We start from the raw sequence: 17,086 nt of genomic DNA, 5'->3' as shown, positions 1-17,086 counted from the left end.
AAAAATGCAGCTACGGCTGCATTTTTTGTTTTTGGAATAGTGATATATTCATTTCTTCCAAAGTACACTTTAAGATAAATTCCAAATTAATCAGCGCCAGCGAATTAATTTATATATATTAAATCATTGTTTACCTTTTTTGATATTTTGCGACTTTTTCTGATAAATGTCATGACGATGCAATGTAACTACTTAATCTACAAGGCGTTAAGGAATTGTCAGGGCTTAAGCAGAATTTTGAACTTGTCATTAATTCCCCGTAATTAGAATATTGCCTTGCTTATTGTTTTCAGGCTACACAACCACACAGCAACGCATAACAAATGCGCCACTCTGTTTGTTTAAAGAGATGGCTCTTATTATCTTTGTCAGGCAGGGGAAAATATGAATCGGATAACGTGGGTGGATAATCTGCGAGGTATAGGTGTACTTGTTGTTATTCTGCTGCACTGCGTTATTGCGGTAAATGGCAATGTTGGGCACTTCGCACCGCTGATCTCAGTACTGGATCCGTTGTTAATACCAGTATTTCTTGGCTTAGTATTTTTTGTGTCGGGATTATTTGTTGATGCCGGATTACGGAAAGGACTCGGACCATTTATCAATAACAAAGTCCAGACAATCTTATATCCCTTTGCCGTCTGGGTAGTGGTGTATGGCGGCTTAAAAATCTTATTTAGCTCGATGGCGAATAACCCGCAATCTCCCTTGCATGTTATTGCTATGCATCTGAGCGGCGGCGGTGATATCACCTGGTTCCTACATTCACTGTTCTTTTTCTTCCTCGCCATCATTGTGGTACGGCAAATGCCGTTTTGGCTGGTGATTCCCGCGTGTTTACTGCTGAGTTATTTCTTACCTGAATTCAGTGCGGATGGCATGTTTGCCAGCTTCGATAATGCGCACATCAATAAATCCGTTAACTTGTTTATTTTCTTCTACGTGGGCGATCAGCTGGTTCGTAAGCAGTATGATGTGCCGAAACTGGCTGAAAATACGCTGCTGGTGCTGCTCTCTTTTGCCAGCGTGGTGCTGTTCGTGTGCCTCAACCTGCTGAGTGAGCGCCCGCCATCACACGTTCTGCTTGCCGCATTGGCGCTGTTATCGATTCCGGTGTTTGTCTGGATATCGCTGAAACTCAATTCACGGCTGGTGCATTACGTGGGCGTCAATTCCATCGTATTTTACCTGTCGCATTATTTGGTGATTCAGTTCTTTAGCAAAATCGTCAAGCTGCATACCCAGTCGCTTTGGGTTTACGACCTGTTGTTTGTGCTGGCGTTTATTGCGGCGATGATCTTCCCCTGGACGCTGTGCCTGTTGCGCCAGCGCGGTTGGTTCAACTTCCTGTTTACCCTGAAGTCTCAACCAAGGGTAAAGATCGTAAAGCCGGTGTGAGGAAAGGGCGGAACCTCTGAACAGAGGTTCCGTTGTTATCAGGCGACCTGCACTGGTAACGCTTTGGCGATGCGTTTCATCTCGTTATCACCTTCGAAATAGGCGACTTTCGGTTGCCAGCTGCGAGCGACTTCATCCTCCACCTGCACATACGAGCAGATGATCATGATATCGCCTTCGCAGGCGCAACGCGCGGCGGCACCGTTCACGGAGATGATTTTAGAGCCGCGCTCAGCGGCAATCGCGTAGGTCGAGAAACGTTGACCATTGGTGACGTTATAGATGTCGATGGCTTCATATTGCAGAATGCCGGAGGCATCGAGAAAATCCTGGTCAATGGCGCAGGAGCCTTCATAGTGCAAATCTGCCTGAGTGACTTTCACGCGATGCAGCTTGCCCTGAAGTACGGTACGAATCATAGCGACAGAATCCTGGTTAGCTTCTAATAAATAACGGAAATTACTCCGTCAGATCCACTTGCTGATTATCAATCAGGCGCGCATTGCCCAGCCATGCGGCCATCAGAATCACGGCACGCTGACTGTCTACGGTCAGCGGCTGCAGATTGTCGGCATCACAAATCGCCAAACCGTCAGGGCGGAATCCTTTCTCCTGCAAGGCGGCTTCGGCGTTTTCGATAATCTCATCCACATGGCGTTCACCGTTGCTCAGGCGCGCTGCCATGTTGTTCATCACCTGGCTCAGACCGGCGGCGATAGCGCGCTCTTCAGCGGTGAGATAGCCGTTGCGCGAGCTCAACGCCAGGCCATCATTCGCGCGCACGGTAGGCACACCAACAATCTCGATGTCGAAGCCCATATCGGCCACCATCTTGCGGATAATCGCCAACTGCTGGAAATCCTTCTCGCCGAAGCAGGCAATGTCGGGCTGCACCAGGTTGAACAGTTTGCTCACGATGGTAGAGACGCCGCGGAAATGCCCCGGACGGCTCGCCCCTTCCAGAAGCGAAGATAAGCCCGGCACTTCCACAAAGGTCTGGCTATCCAGCCCTTTGGGATAGACATCCGCTGGTGCCGGTGCGAAAACCAGATCTACGCTATGGCGATTAAGCTTCTCGCAGTCATCCTGCAAGGTGCGCGGATAGCGCGCCAGGTCATCGGCGCGTTCAAACTGCATCGGGTTGACGAAAATCGACACCACCACGATATCGGCCCGTTCGCGCGCTTCGTCCACCAGGGTGAGGTGGCCGTCATGCAGGTTGCCCATGGTGGGCACCAGCGCGATACGTTTGCCTTCCTGCCGCCAGCGACGAATTTCACGGCGCAGCATCGGCAGCGATTCAATAATCAACACTGCAAATCTCCTGATTTACTGGAAACTGTGTTCGGCGGCAGGATAAACGCCCGCCTCAACGTCGGCAATATACTGGCGGATGGCCGCGCGAATGTCGCCGGTTTCCGCGAGGAAGTTTTTGGCGAATTTAGGGATGTGGCCGCCAGTAATGCCAAAGGCGTCGTGCATCACCAGAATCTGGCCATCGGTGACGTTACCGGCACCAATGCCGATCACCGGAATGCTTAACGCCTGGGTGACGCGCGCCGCCAGCGCGACGGGGACACACTCCAGCACCATCAGCTGTGCGCCCGCCGCTTCCAGTGCCAGCGCGTCGGCCAGCACACGCTCTGCGCCCGCTTCGTCACGGCCCTGCACCTTGTAGCCACCAAATATATTGACGGATTGCGGCGTCAGGCCAAGGTGACCGCACACCGGCACGGCACGTTCCGTCAGCATACGCACGGTGTCAGCCAGCCACTCTCCGCCTTCCAGCTTCACCATATTGGCACCGGCACGCATCAACTGTGCGGCGTTATCAAAGGTTTGCTGTGGCGTGGCGTAACTCATAAAGGGTAAGTCGGCCATCACCAGCGCCTGTGGCGCACCACGGCGCACGGCGGCAGTGTGATAGGCGATATCTGCCACGGTCACGGGCAGGGTGGATTCATGACCTTGCACGGTCATGCCGAGGGAGTCGCCAATCAGCATCACCTGAATGCCTTCATCGGCAAACAGGCGGGCAAAGCTGAAATCGTAAGCCGTCAGGGTGGCAAATTTGCGGCCACTGGCTTTCAACTGGCGTAAATGGGAGATGGTGGTTGGTTTCATCGCGCTCTCCAGCGTTTTCAGATGCGCGCAGTTTACTGGATTGGCTGGAAAGGCGATACGAACACAGTGCGATTATTACAGGCTAGACATTCCACGGACGAATGGCGCTGCGATCGAGCGTGGCCAGGATCCCGGCCAGCGGCTGACCATTAGGCAGACGCAGCGCAGGGGCGATCTCTAACAGCGGCACCAGCATAAATGCGCGGTTGTGCATATCGTAATGCGGCACGGTGAGACGCGGGGTGTGGATCGTCTGCTGGCCATACAGCATGATATCGAGATCGAGCGTGCGCGGACCCCAACGCTCGGCTTTGCGAACCCGGCCGTGCTCCAGCTCAATGCGTTGCGTGTGATCCAGCAACGCTTCCGCTTCCAGCAACGTATCCAGCGCGACGACGGCATTCAGGTAGTCGGGCTGGTCCGGCGGGCCGTAAGGGGGGGTACGATACAGCGAAGAGGTCACCACGCGCGAGGTGTGTGGAAGGGCATCGAGCGCGGCGAGCGCTGCATCAACCTGATGCAGCGGATCGGCCAGATTACTGCCGAGTGCGAGATAAACGCGGATCATGATGGGCTGTTCGTATCACGACGCGGACCGGTTGGACGGCGGCGAGGGCGGCGCGGTTTACGGCGTGGAGCCGGATCGTCGCCCAGCGTGGTCATCATATTTTTCTGCTGCACAGGTGCCGCCGCCTGGAACTCGCCCCACCAGTGGGTAAGACTCTGCAGTTCGCGGTTATTTTCCACGTCAGCACGCAGTGCCAGCAAATCATACGCGGCACGGAATTTTGGATGCTCCATCAGCTTCCATGCACGTTTGCCGTGACGGCGCGACATGCGCAGTTGTAGCTGCCAGATATCACGGATCAGCGTGGTGATGCGCTTCGGAATCGCCAGCGCGCGGCAGGCTTCATCCAGCGTTTCATTCATCGAGAGGGCGAACGCATCGTAGTAGGTCAGCCCGCTCTCCTGTGCAATACGCTCTGCCGACTCTAACTGTGGATACCAGAACATCGCGGCAAACAGGAAGGCAGGATTGACGCGCATATCATTCTGAATGCGGTTGTCCGTGTTCTTCAGCACCTGAATCAGCATGCGTTCCATCAAGCTGTCGCTCTCGGCCGTGAAACCGCGCGTCAGCATCGGGAACAGCGGCTGGAACAACTGATATTCACGCATCATCTGATAGGTGCGTAGACCGTAACCGGCTTGCAGCAGTTTGAGGGACTCCTCAAACATACGCGCAGGCGGAATATCGTTTAACAGCGTGGCCAGGCGTGGAATCGGCTCGGCAGTTTCAGCGGCAATGCGCATTTCCAGCTTGGCGGCGAAACGCACCACGCGCAGCATGCGCACCGGGTCTTCGCGATAACGGGTTTCTGGATCGCCAATCAGGCGAATCACGCCATCCTCAAGATCCTGTAAACCACCCACGTAATCACGGACGGTGAAATCCGCCACACTGTAGTAGAGGCTGTTGATGGTGAGATCGCGGCGCTGGGCATCATCTTCAATGCTGCCGAAAATGTTATCACGCAGCAGCATGCCATTCTGACCGCGCTGTGAGCTGTTGCGATCCTCTTCACTCTCTTCCTGATGGTGACCACGGAAGGTCGCCACTTCGATCACTTCCGGACCAAACATCACGTGGGCCAGGCGGAAACGACGACCGACCAGGCGGCAGTTGCGGAACAATTTGCGCATCTGCTCTGGTGTGGCGTTGGTGGTGATATCAAAGTCTTTCGGCTTTTTACCCAGCAGTAAATCACGCACGCCACCGCCAACCAGGTATGCTTCGAAACCGGCTTTATTCAGGCGATACAGCACTTTAAGGGCGTTTTCGCTGATATCTTTGCGTGAGATGTTGTGGCTTTCACGGGGAATGACGGTCATCAGACTCTCGGTTTCCACCTCTTCAGGCACCTCCTCGTCACGCTTGAGGACTCTCCGGCAAAAATTAGCGACTCGGGTAAAAATGGGACACCTCGACAGTGAGAAAATGGGTGTTAATAAATCAGCGGCTAATCATAGCCTGTTGCGAACCATTTAGGAATGGCGATGTCGCTTCATCAGGCATTAGCGCGTTCTGCTGTGGGATCAGTTGGATACTCCACTGCGCAACAGCATGCGTCAGTAACTGAGGTAACGATAAATCTTGCCAGCTCTGCATCACAGGCTGACCGAGTAAGCGCAGCGCCTGCACCAACACAGGACGCGGATCCCCTGTAGGTAAGGCAGGTGCATGATTCTGCTTCGACAGCTTGTTGCCGTCTGTATTGACGGCCAAAGGCAGATGCAAGTATTGCGGCACTGGCCAGTCAAACTGTTGATAAAGCGCAATTTGACGCACCGTAGGCTCAATTAAATCCGCGCCACGCACAATTTCCGTCACGCCCTGAAAATGGTCATCCACCACCACCGCCAGGTTATAGGCAAACAGCCCATCCCGCCGATGGATAATAAAATCTTCCTGCGCCAACTGTGTATCAGCAGCTAAGTGGCCGCGCAGGCGATCGTGAAAGCTGAACACAGGCGCATGCTGGCGTAACCTTAATGCCGCGTTCTCTGCGGGTAAATGCAAGTTGCGGCAGTGGCCATCGTACAAGCCACCAATCTGCTGAATACGGCTGCGCGTGCAGGTGCAAAAATAGCTCTGACGATGTTGCTGCAGCCAGCTCAGTGCGGCGCGGTAGGCATCATGGCGTTGCGATTGCCAGAGCACTTCGCCATCCCACTGCAGGCCGTAATGTTCAAGTTGCTGGAGGATACGCGTTGCAGCACCCGCAACTTCACGCGGCGGATCGATATCTTCAATACGCACCAGCCATTGACCTTGCTGCGCGCGCGCGCTCAGGTAACTGCCTAGCGCAGCTATCAGCGAACCAAAGTGCAAATCACCAGAAGGAGAGGGAGCGAAACGCCCAATACAGGAAGAAGTTGAAGCGGTCATTTTGAAGTGTACCGCACGTCGGGAAAACAGTGGTTTTCCCGGCTGTGCGGCGACAGTCTGCTCACGGCCATTAGCCTGCCATCTGCTTCTCGCGGATTTCAGCCAGCGTTTTGCAGTCAATGCAAAGATCGGCGGTTGGGCGCGCTTCAAGGCGACGAATACCAATTTCTACACCACAGGAATCACAGTAGCCGAAATCTTCGTCATCCACTTTCTTCAGCGTTTTCTCGATCTTTTTGATCAATTTACGCTCACGATCGCGGTTACGTAATTCCAGGCTGAACTCTTCTTCCTGCGCGGCACGGTCTACCGGATCCGGGAAGTTAGCCGCTTCGTCCTGCATGTGCGACACAGTGCGGTCGACTTCATCACGCAGTTGGTTGCGCCAGGCTTCCAGAATTTTGCGGAAATGGCTCAGTTGGGCGTCGTTCATGTACTCTTCGCCCGGTTTCACCTGATACGGCTCCACACCAGCAATGGCGAGGATACTCAGGGACGATGTTTTACGGTTTTGCCCTTCTTGCATGTTGCTTCTCCTGGATAACACGCACTACCCGTTATGTTTCAAGTCGCATGTTTTGCTGTGTTCAATCACTTACTGCCTGCAACTCAAACTTTTTAGGGTTTATTGATTCCCATTAGGGAAAAAAACAGGCCGCTATAAATAACAGAAGCAGTCAAGGTTGGCAATTATTCCTGTTCACACCTTGACAAGCCTCTGAATAACCGCGTAATCAGCGCACCGACCAGCACATTCCTATCACAGCAAATTGTTATAAATATTACAACTCTGTTCAAACTGCTACTTTCAGTGTGCGAGTGAGTAACATTTGAGCGGGTGATAGCTGAGCCTGATACGCTAACACTTCGACACCGCAGCGCTGCGCCTGTTCCAGTAGTTCTGCGTAGTGTGCGTCAATATGGCGCGCCGGGGAGACGTCCTCAATCCCCGAGTGCAGAACCGCAAACAATAAAACGGCCCGATGACCTTCTGCCACGATGGTGCTGAGTTCGCGCAGATGCTTCTGTCCTCGAGTCGTCACCGCATCCGGAAAATAGCCTTTACCCTGCTGTAAAAGGGTGACGGACTTGACTTCAATATAGCAGTTTGATCTCCCTTCCGCTTGCAGCAGGAAGTCAATTCGGCTTTTTTCCGTACCGTATTTCACTTCGGGTTGGCAGTGGCTGTAAGCGGATAATTCTGGAATCGCGTCAAGGGTTAACGCCTCACGCACCAGTTGATTTGCGCGCAGAGTGTTAACACAGATCCAGTGACCTTGCTGGGTCTCGGTCAATTCCCAGCTGTGCGGGTACTTGCGCGTGGTGCTGTTTGAGGTGGAGTACCACACCGTATCCCCTGGCGTGGCGCAACCGGTCATCGCACCCGTGTTGGCACAGTGGATCGTCAAGGTTTCACCCTCAGGTGTGACCACGTCTGCCAGAAAGCGTTTATAACGGGCGATTAAACGGGCGGGTTTTAAGGGGGGCTCAAACTGCATTCATGCTCCTGGGGGGGTTAACAGTGGCCAGCGGGCCAGCCGTCGATAGCGTGTGCGACCCTGACTAAAGGTTGATGAAAACAGCGCGAAGTGACTGACATCCAGACGCCAGTGGAAACCGCGCGCAGGCAGGGCCACCTTATGTGTAGCGTGCCGCAGCAGTGTGATATGCGGATGAAAAGGCTGCGCACTTTGCGCACAGCCATGACGCGCGGCTTGGGCACGCAACAAACTCGCTAGCTGTAATAAACCGCGTGGTGCACGCTGACAGCCGAGCCAGACTACGCCGGGGCGAGGCCAGTGTCCTGCATCATCGATATCGAGATGAAAGCCAGGCTGAGCAATACGCGCGGCAAGCTGCTGCAACTGCTGTGAGGTTTCGCGGCTCACTTCTCCCAGAAACGCCAGCGTCAGGTGCAGATTCGCAGCAACCACCGGTTTTCCCGCCTCTTCAGCAAAGTTCTCCGCCCGCCACTGTACCAGCTGTTGCTGGAGCGGATCGGGCAGTTCGAGGGCAAAGAACAGACGTTGCGTGGTCATGATGGAGTTGCCGTTGAGTGCTACAATGCGCGCCATCTTAGCACAGGCGCAGTGGGAGTTGAGTGTGAGTGAATTACCGGTCAGCGAGGTGCTACCCGCATTGCTGGAGGCGTTGGCGCAGTCGCCGCAGGTCTTGTTAGCGGCACCTACCGGGGCGGGGAAGTCCACCTGGCTGCCGTTGCAATTGTTGCAAAAAGCACGGTTGCCGGGGCGGATTATCATGCTGGAGCCCCGCCGTCTGGCGGCACGCAACGTTGCACAACGGCTGGCAGAAGGGCTGGGTGAACAGCCGGGGGAAACCGTGGGTTACCGCATGCGCGGTGAAAACTGCTGTGGTCCCAACACGCGCCTTGAAGTGGTGACGGAAGGCATTCTGACGCGCATGTTGCAACGCGATCCGATGCTGGAAGGCGTATCGCTGGTGATCCTCGATGAATTCCATGAACGCAGTTTGCAGGCCGATTTAGCGTTGGCCTTGCTGCTGGATGTGCAGCAAGGGTTGCGTGATGACCTGAAAATTTTGCTGATGTCCGCGACCCTGGATAATGAACGCCTGCGTCAACTGCTGCCTGATGCCCCCTTTATCGCCTCTGAGGGGCGTAGTTATCCTGTCACACGGCGCTATGCCTCGCTCAATACGCAGCAACGTTTTGAAGAAGCGGTGGCGCGTGAAGTGGCGCAACTGCTGCGGGAAGAATCCGGTTCACTGCTGCTTTTTCTGCCCGGTGTGGCCGAGATTGAGCGTGTGAAGCGTGAACTGGCGTCACGCATTGGTGAAGATGTTGATCTCTCTCCTTTATATGGCGCGTTATCGCTGGAGGCGCAGCGTCGCGCCATCCTGCCTTCACCTGCGGGTCGGCGTAAAGTGGTGCTTGCCACCAATATCGCCGAAACCAGTTTGACCATTGAAGGCATCCGGTTAGTGGTGGATAGCGCACTCGAACGCTCGGCGCAGTTCGACGTGCGCAGCGGCGTCACGCGGCTGCAAACACAGCGCATTAGCCAGGCCTCCATGACGCAGCGCGCCGGACGCGCCGGTCGTCTTGAACCGGGTATCTGCCTGCATTTATTGCCGCAAGAGCAAGCGATGCGTGCCGCCGCACAAAGTGAGCCGGAAATACTCAACAGCGATCTCGCCTCGTTGCACATCGATTTACTGCAGTGGGGCTGCCAGGATGCGTCGCAACTGCGTTGGCTGGATGCGCCGCCCGTGCGCAGCTTACGCGCGGCCAGTACGTTGCTGACCCACTTAGGCGCGCTGGAAGGCGACAAACTGAATGCGCGTGGAAGGAAAATGGCGGCGCTGGGCAGCGATCCGCGCTTGACTGCGATATTAAGTGCCGCGCAAGACAGTGATGCGATTGCCAGTGCGGCCTTGCTGGTCGCGATTCTGGAAGATCCCCCACGCAGTGGCAGCGCCGATCTGCGAGATGCGCTCAATCGACCACAGCCGCACTGGCAGCGCCGCGCTCGCCAGTGGCAGCAACGGCTGAATGCCAGCGGTGGCAAGGTCAATCCCGATCTGTTTCCGGCGTTACTGGTGGCGGGGTTTGCCGACCGTCTGGCGCTGCGTCGCGGCGACAGTGCCCGCTATCAACTGGCAAATGGCCTTGGCGCGATGCTGGATGAACAGGATGGCCTGAGTCGAAATGAATGGCTGATTGCCCCTATGTTGCTGCAAGGTGCCAGCGCCGCCGATGCGCGCATCCTGATGGCGTTGCCGGTGGATATGGTGCATCTGCGCCAGCAATGTCCGGCCCTGGTGACACAACGTATTGATGTGGAATGGGACGAAGAGAAGGGCACACTGCGTGCGTGGAAGCGGGAACTCGTGGGTTCGCTGGTCCTAAAAGCGCAACCGCAGGCGCGCCCCGAAGCGGATATTTTACATCCGGCGATGTTGCGCTGGATCCGCGAAAAAGGGCTCTCAGTACTCGGCTGGACACCGGAAGCGGAACAGCTGCGTCTGCGCTTATACTGTGCGGCTGAATGGCTGCCTGAAGAGGCGTGGCCGCAGCTGGACGACGAAACGCTACTCGATTCACTTGAGCGTTGGCTGCTGCCGGAGATGGGCGCGGTGCGCGATCTCAAAAGCCTGCAAAGCGTCAGTCTTGTCAGTGCATTATTACATTTGCTGACATGGTCACAACGTCAGCGGCTGGATACTGTGCTGCCAACTCATTACACTGTGCCGACCGGAAGTCGCCTGCCCATCCGTTACGCGCTGGATAAACCCCCTGCGCTGGCAGTGCGCATTCAGGAGATGTTTGGTGAGGCACAAAATCCCGCGGTGGCCGAAGGGCGTATTCCGCTGGTACTGGAGTTGCTTTCACCGGCACAGCGTCCGTTGCAGATCACCCGTGATCTCGCGGCGTTCTGGCGAGGTGCCTGGCCTGAGGTGCAGAAAGAGATGAAAGGGCGCTATCCCAAACATCTCTGGCCCGACGATCCGGCCAAAGCCTTGCCGACAAGGCGAACCAAGAAATTTTCATCGTGACACTCTGTGGATCGAATTCAGAGGGTTCTGCCATGCGCAGCACGAGAAAGCAGTTGTAGACTAAATAATTCGATTTGCAGGAAGGCGGTAAACGAGAGAATCCCGATGAGCTTACTTATTTAAGTGATTCGGGTGAGCGAGAGCAGCCAACGCACCTGCAAATCGAAGTATGAAGTATATAGAGTAACGGCCGCAGCCGTAGCTATGCCTGGAGAATAAAAGCATGTCTGGGAACGATCGCGAACCTATTGGGCGTAAAGGAAAAGCGCCAAAGCCGCCGCGCAGCACTGCGCGTCGGGGTCGCCGCAGGGAACTTGATGATGATATCGATCAGGACGATTTTGACGAAGATGATGAGGAGAGTGCGCCGGTGCCAGCAAAAGGTAAAGGTAAAGGAAAACGTCCGCCACGCGGCAAACGTCGTTGGTTAGGCTGGCTGATCAAGCTCTTCCTGGTCTTTGTTGTGGTGATGGCTGCCTGGGGCGTCTATCTCGACTCAGAAATCCGCAGCCGCATCGACGGTAAAGTGTGGCAACTGCCTGCCGCCGTTTACGGCCGTATGGTAAGCCTTGAACCGGGGATGTCGTACGACAAAAAAGAGATGATTGCGCTGCTGGAAGGCACGCAGTATCGCGAAGTGTCGCGCATTACCCGTCCGGGTGAGTTCAGTGTTAAAGGCAATACCATTGACCTGCTGCGTCGTCCGTTTGATTTCCCGGACAGCAAAGAGGGGCAAATCAATGCGCGTCTGACGTTCAGCAATAACGAACTGAGCGAGATTAAAAACCTCGATACCGGACGTGATTTTGGCTTCTTCCGCCTCGATCCGCGTTTGATCACCATGTTGCAGTCACCGAACGGTGAGCAGCGTCTGTTTGTGCCGCGAGCGGGCTTCCCTGATTTGCTGGTCAGCACGCTGATTGCCACCGAAGACCGCCACTTCTACGAGCATGATGGCATCAGCCCTTACTCGATTGGCCGTGCGTTCCTTGCCAACATCACGGCGGGTAAAGCGGTGCAGGGCGGCAGTACCTTGACGCAACAGCTGGTGAAAAACCTGTTCCTCACCAACGAGCGTTCACTGTGGCGTAAAGCGCGTGAAGCCTACATGGCCGTGATCATGGATGCGCGTTACAGCAAAGATCGCATCCTTGAGCTTTACCTCAACGAGGTTTACCTCGGCCAGGCGGGTAACGATCAGATCCGTGGCTTCCCGCTGGCGAGTCTGTACTACTTCGGGCGTCCGGTGGATGAACTGAGCCTCGATCAGCAGGCGATGCTGGTCGGCATGGTGAAAGGGGCTTCGCTGTATAACCCGTGGCGCAACCCGAAACTGGCGCTGGAGCGTCGTAATCTGGTACTGCGCCTGCTGCAACAGCAGAACGTCATCGACCAGGAGCTGTACGACATGCTCTCGGCACGTCCGCTGGGTGTGCAGCCGAAAGGGGGAGTGATCACCCCTCAGCCTGCGTTTATGCAGATGGTACGCAACGAACTGCAGGCCAAGCTGGGCGATAAAGTGAAAGATATGTCCGGCGTGAAGATCTTCACCACACTGGATCCGATCTCACAGGATGCGGCTGAAAAGGCGGTGGAAGAAGGTATTCCAGCGCTGAAAAAACAGCGTGGTCTGAAGGACCTGGAAACGGCGATGGTGGTGGTGGACCGCTTCAGCGGCGAAGTGCGCGCCATGGTCGGTGGTGCCGACCCGCAGTTTGCGGGTTACAACCGTGCACTGCAAGCGCGTCGCTCGATTGGTTCACTGGCTAAGCCAGCAACCTATCTCACTGCGTTGAGTCAGCCGAACAGCTATCGTCTCAACACCTGGCTGGCAGATGAACCGATTGCGCTGAAGCAGCCAAACGGTTCTGTCTGGAAGCCGATGAATGACGATAAGCGTTTCAGCGGAAAAGTGATGCTGGTGGATGCACTCACCAACTCAATGAACGTCCCGACCGTAAACCTGGGGATGACGCTGGGGCTGGCTTCGGTTGTCGATACCTGGACCAAGCTGGGCGTGGGTAAAGATCAGCTCAACCCGGTGCCAGCCATGTTGCTGGGTGCGCTGAACCTGACGCCGATTGAAGCGGCTCAGGCGTTCCAGTCGATTGCCAGCGGCGGTAACCGTGCCGATCTGTCAGCGGTGCGTTCGGTGATCGCAGAAGATGGCACGGTGTTGTATCAGAGCTTCCCGCAGGCCCAGCGTGTCGAGCCGGCGCAGGCGGCGTATCTGACCTTGTACGGTATGCAGCAGGTGGTGGATCACGGTACAGCGCGGGCGATTGGTGCGCGTTACCCGAATGCCCATCTGGCCGGGAAAACCGGTACCACCAATGACCTGATCGACAGCTGGTTTGCTGGTATCGATGGCAAAGAAGTGGCGATCACCTGGGTGGGCCGCGACAACAACCAAAGCTCGAAGCTGTATGGTGCGAGCGGTGCGATGCAGATTTATCGTCGCTATCTCGATAACCAGGCACCGATGCCACTGCAACTGACCCCGCCAGAAGATATCACGCAGATGAACGTCGATTCTGCCGGTAACTTTGTTTGCGGTTCGGGCAGCAGCACCTGGCGTTCAATGCCGGTGTGGACACTGGATGCCAATGCGCTTTGCCAACAGCAGCAACAGCAAATTCAACAGCAACAGGTCCAGCAGCAACAACAGCAGCAACCACAGCAACAGCCGCAGGATGAGCAGAAAGACGCTGACGGCGTAGCGGGTTGGATCAAGGATATGTTTGGCAGCAAGTAGTTAGCTGTGTAAATCACAGGGCGCTTCGGCGCCCTTTTTCGTGTCTGCAATTTATTAATCGCGATCATGGACATGCACGATCTGGTCGCAAACGCACCGCCATCAGGCATTACATCTTGCGGATCTTGCCGAACTTCGCCTAAAATCCGTGCGTCTAATAATCATTCTCGTTTTCATTCGCCTGCATTGTTCCCTTTTTTGAGAGATCCTTTTATGAATGCGCGAAATTCCAATCCTTGTTCTGCACGTGCTGCGACTTCCCGTCGTCCGCTCGCTTTATTGATTTCTTTAACGCTGGGCACGCTGAGCGCACAGGCGCTGGCAGAAGATACCGTGGTGGTCACTGCCAATGGCGGTAACACCGTCGCGCAGGAAAGCGCGTGGGGCCCGGCACCGACCATTGCCGCCAAGCACAGTGCGACCGGCACCAAAACCGATACCCCGATTGAGAAGAACCCGCAGTCTGTGTCGGTGGTGACGCAGGAAGAGATGGCAATGCATGCCGTCACCAGCGTTAAAGGCGCGTTCAACTACACGCCTGGTGTGTTGACCGGCAACCGTGGCAGCTCTGATGTAATCGATGCACTGTCGATTCGCGGCTTCAGTGAAACCAACACCAACCAATATCTTGATGGCCTGAAATTGCAGGGTGATAACTACTCTGAGTTCGCTATCGATCCTTACTTCCTGGAGCGCGCCGAACTGCTGCGTGGTCCGGTTTCTGTCCTGTACGGCAAAAGTAACCCTGGCGGCGTGGTGTCGCTGGTGAGCAAGCGACCGACGCAGGAAACGCTGCGCGAAGTGCAGTTCCAGATGGGCACCGACAACCTGTTCTCAACCGGTTTCGATTTTGGTGGTTCGCTGGATGATGACGGCGTTTACAGCTATCGACTGACCGGCTTAGCCCGCAGCGCCGATGCACAGCAGGAGATGAACAAAGAGAAGCGTTACACCATCGCACCTTCGTTCAGCTGGCGGCCAGATGCCAATACCCGTTTTGATCTGCTGACCTATTTCCAGAACGAGCCTGAAACCGGTTATTACGGCTGGCTGCCACGTCAGGGCACGGTTGTAGGGATCACGCGTCCGGATGGCAGCAGCTATAAGTTGCCGACCAATTTTGATGAAGGCGAAGACAGCAACAAGATCTCGCGTAACACCAAGATGGTGGGCTACAACTTCGAGCACAGCTTTAACGACACCTGGACAGTGCGCCAGAATCTGCGCTATGCGGATTTAAGAACCAATTATCGCAGTATTTACGGTAATGGCTTTAACTCCGCGACTAATGAAATTACCCGTGGTTCAGCGGTTTCTGATGAGAAACTGAATCAATTTGCGGTAGATACTCAGGCACAGGCTAAATTTGGCACCGGTGCGGTGGATCATACTCTGCTGATGGGGGTGGATTATCAGCGCACCCGTAATGATATTGATGCGGCGTTTGGCTCAGCCTCCCCAATCAGTGCGATTAATCCTCAGTACGGTAACGATGCCATCATTGGTACGCCATTCCCTTATCAGTATCTGAATCGTCAAGAGCAAACCGGTCTCTACACCCAAGATCAGATGGAGTGGAACCGCTGGGTGCTGACCTTAGGTGGCCGTTACGATTATGCGATGACTTCAGCACTGAATCGCAATGGCAACACCGAAGAGAAGAACCATGACCAGGCCTTCACCTGGCGTGGCGGTTTGAACTACGTCTTTGATAACGGTATTGCGCCGTACTTCAGCTACAGCGAATCGTTTATCCCAACGGCGGGTACCACAGCCAGCGGTGAAACCTTCGATCCTTCCCGTGCGAAGCAGTATGAAGCTGGGGTGAAATACGTTCCGAAAGATCGTCCAATTGTGATTACGGGGGCGATCTATCAGCTGACCAAAACCAAGAACCTGACGCCAGACCCGAACAATATTAACTTCAGCGTACAGAGCGGTGAAATTCGTTCGCGCGGTGTTGAGCTGGAAGCGAAAGCGGCCTTGAACGCCAACATCAACATGACGGCGTCTTACACTTACACCGACGCGGAATACACCGAAGACACGCTGCTGAAGGGCAGAACGCCGGTTCAGGTGCCGAAGCATATGGCATCGCTATGGGGTGATTACACCTTCCATGAGACGGCGTTGTCTGGTGTGACCTTGGGTGCAGGTGTGCGTTATGTCGGTGAAAGCCAAGGCTTGTACGCAAGCGGAGATAACGCCAATCAGAACTTTGCGGTGGCGAGTTACACCACAGTGGACGCAGCGCTGAAATATGACCTCGGTCGTTTCGGCCTGCCGGGTTCAACCGTGGGTGTGAACATCAACAACCTGTTCGACCGTGAATACGTTGCCAGCTGCTACCGTGATTACGCTTGCTACTGGGGCGCTGAGCGTCAGATCGTCGGTACGGCGACCTTCCGTTTCTAACCACAAGAGTTGGGGTGGCCTTCAGGCCGCCCTCAGGCTGACCAAGAGGCGGCTCATGAGCCGCCCCTACAGAATTCGATGTGCAATGAATTAATCAACCCAGGGATTACCATGCAGCATCCGCACCACGCAGAAACCACCTTCACGCTGGATAACGTCAGCTTTCGTGTGCCAGGGCGCACGCTGTTGCATCCCCTCTCGCTGACCTTCGCACCGGGCAAAGTCACGGCGCTGATTGGCCATAACGGTTCGGGTAAATCCACGCTGTTGAAAATGCTTGGGCGTCATCATGCGGCGAGTGAAGGCCGGGTGCTGTTGAATGACGAGGCGGTCGATCACTGGGGCAGCAAAGATTTTGCGCGTCAGGTGGCGTATTTACCGCAACAGCTACCTGCTGCGGAAGGCATGACGGTGCGCGAACTGGTGGCGATTGGTCGTTATCCCTGGCATGGCGCGCTAGGGCGTTATGGCCAGGAAGACCGTGACCGCGTGGAAGAGGCGATTACGCTGGTGGGGTTGAAACCTTTCGCGGGACGGCTGGTGGACAGCCTGTCTGGCGGCGAGCGTCAGCGTGCCTGGTTAGCGATGCTGGTGGCGCAAAACAGCCGTTGTCTGCTGCTGGATGAACCGACCTCTGCGCTGGATATCGCCCATCAGGTTGATGTGCTGGCATTGATTCAGCGCCTGAGCCGTGAGCGCGGGTTAACGGTGATCGCGGTACTGCACGACATCAACATGGCAGCGCGTTACTGCGATCGTCTGGTGGCATTGCGCGGCGGTGAGATGATTGCCGAGGGTGGACCCGAGGTGATTATGCAGGCCGATGTGCTGGGCAATATCTACGGGATTCCGATGGGCATTTTGCCTCATCCCCAGGGCGGTGCGCCCGTCAGTTTCGTTTACTGAGG

Annotated in this window: 14 protein-coding genes; 5 read left to right on the top strand and 9 right to left on the bottom strand. The window is 55.4% G+C overall.

The window, feature by feature from the left end:
- Positions 1-384: 384 nt before the first annotated feature.
- The gene (locus tag LK04_RS15135) at positions 385-1,398 is read left to right on the top strand and encodes an acyltransferase family protein (protein WP_039331272.1); all 1,014 of its coding nucleotides are present in this window, start codon (positions 385-387) and stop codon (positions 1,396-1,398) included.
- 38 nt (positions 1,399-1,436) lie between these two features.
- Here the strand turns inward: LK04_RS15135 and panD are convergent, their stop codons facing one another.
- The 9 genes from panD to thpR all read right to left on the bottom strand — a co-directional run bounded on the left by panD (position 1,437) and on the right by thpR (position 8,511).
- Complete coding sequence (gene panD / locus LK04_RS15130) at positions 1,437-1,817, bottom strand: aspartate 1-decarboxylase (protein WP_034829560.1); 381 nt, start codon at positions 1,815-1,817, stop codon at positions 1,437-1,439.
- 40 nt (positions 1,818-1,857) lie between these two features.
- A complete protein-coding gene (gene panC / locus LK04_RS15125; protein ID WP_039331269.1) occupies positions 1,858-2,712 on the bottom strand; it encodes a pantoate--beta-alanine ligase in 855 nt (284 codons plus the stop codon).
- A 15-nt stretch (positions 2,713-2,727) separates the two neighbouring features.
- Positions 2,728-3,522: a 3-methyl-2-oxobutanoate hydroxymethyltransferase gene (panB, locus tag LK04_RS15120; RefSeq protein ID WP_039331267.1), complete on the bottom strand. Its 795-nt coding sequence runs from the start codon at positions 3,520-3,522 to the stop codon at positions 2,728-2,730.
- Between the two features lie 82 nt (positions 3,523-3,604).
- Positions 3,605-4,090, bottom strand: a complete 486-nt coding sequence (gene folK, locus LK04_RS15115; protein WP_039331265.1) for a 2-amino-4-hydroxy-6-hydroxymethyldihydropteridine diphosphokinase — start codon at positions 4,088-4,090, stop codon at positions 3,605-3,607.
- Complete coding sequence (pcnB, locus tag LK04_RS15110; protein ID WP_231568858.1) at positions 4,087-5,499, bottom strand: polynucleotide adenylyltransferase PcnB; 1,413 nt, start codon at positions 5,497-5,499, stop codon at positions 4,087-4,089. Before pcnB ends, folK begins: the two co-directional genes overlap by 4 nt.
- A gap of 37 nt (positions 5,500-5,536) precedes the next feature.
- Positions 5,537-6,472: a tRNA glutamyl-Q(34) synthetase GluQRS gene (gluQRS, locus tag LK04_RS15105; protein WP_039331263.1), complete on the bottom strand. Its 936-nt coding sequence runs from the start codon at positions 6,470-6,472 to the stop codon at positions 5,537-5,539.
- A gap of 70 nt (positions 6,473-6,542) precedes the next feature.
- On the bottom strand, positions 6,543-6,998 hold the full coding sequence (gene dksA, locus LK04_RS15100; RefSeq protein ID WP_039331260.1) for an RNA polymerase-binding protein DksA: 456 nt from the start codon (positions 6,996-6,998) through the stop codon (positions 6,543-6,545).
- A 268-nt stretch (positions 6,999-7,266) separates the two neighbouring features.
- Positions 7,267-7,971: a DNA/RNA nuclease SfsA gene (gene sfsA / locus LK04_RS15095; protein WP_039331258.1), complete on the bottom strand. Its 705-nt coding sequence runs from the start codon at positions 7,969-7,971 to the stop codon at positions 7,267-7,269.
- Positions 7,972-8,511 (bottom strand): RNA 2',3'-cyclic phosphodiesterase, encoded by a 540-nt coding sequence (gene thpR, locus LK04_RS15090; protein WP_039331341.1) that lies wholly within the window; start codon positions 8,509-8,511, stop codon positions 7,972-7,974. It abuts the gene before it with no gap.
- 25 nt (positions 8,512-8,536) lie between these two features.
- Between thpR and hrpB the strand changes: the two genes are divergently transcribed.
- From hrpB to fhuC, 4 genes are all read left to right on the top strand, one after another.
- Complete coding sequence (gene hrpB, locus LK04_RS15085) at positions 8,537-11,008, top strand: ATP-dependent helicase HrpB (protein ID WP_039331256.1); 2,472 nt, start codon at positions 8,537-8,539, stop codon at positions 11,006-11,008.
- A 223-nt stretch (positions 11,009-11,231) separates the two neighbouring features.
- Positions 11,232-13,763 carry a bifunctional glycosyl transferase/transpeptidase gene (gene mrcB / locus LK04_RS15080; RefSeq protein WP_039331254.1) on the top strand — a complete coding sequence of 844 codons (2,532 nt, stop codon included), beginning with the start codon at positions 11,232-11,234 and terminating at the stop codon, positions 13,761-13,763.
- 213 nt (positions 13,764-13,976) lie between these two features.
- The gene (gene fhuA / locus LK04_RS15075) at positions 13,977-16,178 is read left to right on the top strand and encodes a ferrichrome porin FhuA (RefSeq protein ID WP_039331252.1); all 2,202 of its coding nucleotides are present in this window, start codon (positions 13,977-13,979) and stop codon (positions 16,176-16,178) included.
- 111 nt (positions 16,179-16,289) lie between these two features.
- Positions 16,290-17,084 (top strand): Fe3+-hydroxamate ABC transporter ATP-binding protein FhuC, encoded by a 795-nt coding sequence (gene fhuC / locus LK04_RS15070; RefSeq protein ID WP_039331250.1) that lies wholly within the window; start codon positions 16,290-16,292, stop codon positions 17,082-17,084.
- The last annotated feature ends 2 nt before the right edge of the window (positions 17,085-17,086 follow it).

The sequence above is a fragment of the Pantoea vagans genome, from assembly GCF_001506165.1.
Taxonomy (GTDB): Bacteria; Pseudomonadota; Gammaproteobacteria; order Enterobacterales; family Enterobacteriaceae; genus Pantoea; species Pantoea vagans_C.
Note: the sequence above shows the minus strand (reverse complement) of the source record. Positions and strands in the feature narration are given on the sequence as shown.

Excerpts from the sequence above, each read along its gene's own strand:
- LK04_RS15135 (WP_039331272.1), top strand. The coding sequence starts at position 385 with ATGAATCGGATAACGTGGGTGGATAATCTGCGAGGTATAGGTGTACTT.
- panD (WP_034829560.1), bottom strand. The coding sequence starts at position 1,817 with ATGATTCGTACCGTACTTCAGGGCAAGCTGCATCGCGTGAAAGTCACT.
- panB (WP_039331267.1), bottom strand. The coding sequence starts at position 3,522 with ATGAAACCAACCACCATCTCCCATTTACGCCAGTTGAAAGCCAGTGGC.
- folK (WP_039331265.1), bottom strand. The coding sequence starts at position 4,090 with ATGATCCGCGTTTATCTCGCACTCGGCAGTAATCTGGCCGATCCGCTG.
- gluQRS (WP_039331263.1), bottom strand. The coding sequence starts at position 6,472 with ATGACCGCTTCAACTTCTTCCTGTATTGGGCGTTTCGCTCCCTCTCCT.
- dksA (WP_039331260.1), bottom strand. The coding sequence starts at position 6,998 with ATGCAAGAAGGGCAAAACCGTAAAACATCGTCCCTGAGTATCCTCGCC.
- sfsA (WP_039331258.1), bottom strand. The coding sequence starts at position 7,971 with ATGCAGTTTGAGCCCCCCTTAAAACCCGCCCGTTTAATCGCCCGTTAT.
- thpR (WP_039331341.1), bottom strand. The coding sequence starts at position 8,511 with ATGACCACGCAACGTCTGTTCTTTGCCCTCGAACTGCCCGATCCGCTC.
- hrpB (WP_039331256.1), top strand. The coding sequence starts at position 8,537 with ATGCGCGCCATCTTAGCACAGGCGCAGTGGGAGTTGAGTGTGAGTGAA.
- mrcB (WP_039331254.1), top strand. The coding sequence starts at position 11,232 with ATGTCTGGGAACGATCGCGAACCTATTGGGCGTAAAGGAAAAGCGCCA.
- fhuA (WP_039331252.1), top strand. The coding sequence starts at position 13,977 with ATGAATGCGCGAAATTCCAATCCTTGTTCTGCACGTGCTGCGACTTCC.
- fhuC (WP_039331250.1), top strand. The coding sequence starts at position 16,290 with ATGCAGCATCCGCACCACGCAGAAACCACCTTCACGCTGGATAACGTC.